General features: G+C 53.5%; 2 protein-coding genes. One reads left to right on the plus strand and one right to left on the minus strand.

The window, feature by feature from the left end:
- Positions 1–5: 5 nt before the first annotated feature.
- Entirely contained in the window at positions 6–980 is a 975-nt protein-coding gene (locus tag ABYT30_RS18945; protein WP_373098098.1) for a class 1 fructose-bisphosphatase, read from the minus strand.
- Between the two features lie 148 nt (positions 981–1,128).
- Between ABYT30_RS18945 and ABYT30_RS18950 the strand changes: the two genes are divergently transcribed.
- The gene (locus ABYT30_RS18950) at positions 1,129–1,386 is read left to right on the plus strand and encodes a hypothetical protein (protein ID WP_373084308.1); all 258 of its coding nucleotides are present in this window, start codon (positions 1,129–1,131) and stop codon (positions 1,384–1,386) included.
- Positions 1,387–1,716: the final 330 nt, after the last annotated feature.

The raw sequence follows: 1,716 nt of genomic DNA on the forward strand, positions 1-1,716 counted from the left end.
AAAAATCAGCGCTGGTGGTAGTCAACGCAAATTTTAACTTCGCTCGCCGCGCCGAGAATAACCGGAACCCGCTGATGAATATGTTCGGGTTGAATGTCGAGAATTTTGCCCTCTGGTGTCCAGACCTCGCCCCCGGCCTGCTCAACTAAAAACCCCATGGGGTTGGCTTCGTACATTAGGCGCAATTTGCCGGCCTGCTCGGGTTTGCGGCTGTCCCAGGGGTAGGTGAATAAGCCGCCTCGGCACAGAATGCGGTGAACATCAGCCACCATTGCGGCCACCCAGCGCATATTAAAGTCTTTGCCCCGGGGGCCTTCTTTGCCAAGCAGCAGGTCGCTAATGTAATTTTGCATGCCAGCAACCCAGTGGCGCTGGTTAGACATATTGATAGAAAATTCTTTCGCCTCGACTGAAATGCTAACTTCAGACTCCGTTAGCAAGTAGGTGTTTTGGTCCTGATCCAGAGTGAACATCGCCACGCCATTGCCAGTACTCAAAACGAGCATTACCGATGGGCCGTACAATACATAACCAGCTGCGGCCTGTTGACGGCCGGGCTGCAAAAAGTCCTGTTCGGTGACCGCAGCGCTTCCAGTGTGGGGCAGCACCGAGAAAATGGTGCCGACCATGCTGTTAATGTCGATATTCGATGAGCCATCTAATGGGTCGAAGGTGACCAAGTATTGGCCATCGGTGTGACAGGCAACGACATCGGGTTCTTCTTCAGAGGCGAGACCGCGAACCGCAGGCAATGCCGCTAGGGCGTCTTTAATAAGATCATTGGCAATAACGTCGAGCTTCTTTTGGTCTTCGCCCTGCACGTTTTCAGCACCGGCAGCGCCGAGTACACCGGCCAAAGCGCCTTTGGCGAGGGCTTGGCTAATTGTTACGCTGACGTCGGCAAGACCAAGAATGACGGACTGAAGTTCACTGGGGACAGCGGCGTTGGTAAGAAATTCGGGGAGGGCTGTTCTGCTCATGCAAGAAATTCCGGTAGCGGGCATCAGCGGCGTATTATGCCACTGGCGCACTCGTTAAGACAGTTAAGCTGTGTTTGCATGGCGCGTAACTGTGTTTTAACTTATCGGCTCTGGATTGAAACCGCTTAATGTCGACAAGGAGGTCGCCATGAAATACCCCATAGCGCTATTGAGCGCTGCGTTAACGATTACTGCGTCAGCTCAGGCCGCTGATTGGCGAGCGTGCCGTGCCAAAAAAGTTGAAGTTGTTCGTTTAGAGCAGGCTCTCGGTGCGGGTAAAAAGCTTACGGGCTACGCCAGTGGTGCGGCAATGAAGAAGGCGCGTCGGGCCAAGGAAGATTGGCTGTGGAAAAACTGCCGCAGCTATTCGCGGCGGTTGCGGGATGTGGAACGGGATATGATGTGAGTGCCGCTGTATGCTTTTCGCCAGACGCCAGACGCCAGACGCCAGACGCCAGACGCCAGACGCCAGACGTTCGACGTGACAGTGATACGCTACCCCTCGGTATCTGATAAGCGCTATATTGTTTGACGCATGATCGAATATCACCAAAAGAAGGAGCCAAAAATGAAGTTAGTCGCATGGTTTAGCGCATTGGTATTGTTTGCCTCGGCGGCGAACGCCGAGCTTGTGGAGAGTAAATTAAGCCTACCCGGTAAATTGGGTTCGGCGGTGTTATACAGTGATTCGTCTAAAGCTGATCCGGGTCCAGCGGTAGTGGTTGTGCATGAATGG

Origin of the sequence: Zhongshania sp., assembly GCF_041623545.1 — a bacterium.
Lineage (GTDB): Bacteria > Pseudomonadota > Gammaproteobacteria > Pseudomonadales > Spongiibacteraceae > Spongiibacter.